This is a genomic window from Oleiphilus sp. HI0086 (assembly GCF_001635225.1).
The window spans coordinates 1-694 of record NZ_LWFZ01000130.1 but is presented as its reverse complement, the minus strand read 5'-3'; the positions used below and the strand labels follow the sequence as shown (position 1 = coordinate 694).

General features: G+C 42.5%; 1 protein-coding gene. It reads left to right on the top strand.

Annotated elements, in window-relative coordinates; genetic code table 11:
• Nucleotides 1-240: 240 nt before the first annotated feature.
• On the top strand, nucleotides 241-694 hold a 454-nt coding region (locus A3756_RS01875), incomplete at its 3' end, for a Yip1 family protein (RefSeq protein ID WP_068552787.1).

Sequence of the window (694 nt, the reverse complement as noted above, 5' to 3'; positions counted from 1 at the left end):
AGACTCTATGACCCTGACGGTTTGTATCAAAAACGCTGGGGAGCTGAAACGGATCCAAATTTAGACTCTCGCGATGCTGCCGACTGGCCAATCATACACGAGTAATAGAGATACCGAACAAAGACGAGCAAAAAACCGAGTGATCCATTAATTGATTCCTAGCGTAAAGGATCGATGAGAAAGGCAAATTTCAAGTCTACTATCAAGCAAATATTCTTTTGGAAAATATGGGGAAATACAATGTTACTGAATCATGCTTTTGGAATGTTCACTCACCCTGATGAAGAATGGGAATCGATCCGCAAAGAACATAGTAATCCGGGAAGAATTTATGTTGCATACATTGCCGTTCTAGCAATGATTAGCCCAATATGCGCCTATATATCGACGACACAGTTTGGTTGGCAAGTTGGCGATGGGCAAATCACTAAACTGACGACCCAGAGCGCTTTGCAACTCAACATAATCACCTACATCGCAATGCTTATTGGTGTATTTGGGCTTGGCTGGGCAATCGATTGGATGTCTAAAACCTATGGAGGCAAACATGATGAATATGCAGCAAACGGTATCGCCTTGGCAGCCTATTCTTGTACGCCACTTTTTTTGGCTGGTATCGCCCTTTTAAACCCTGAACCTATTTTCAACATGGCTGTATATCTTATAGCGGCAGTATATGCAGGATTCTTGATCT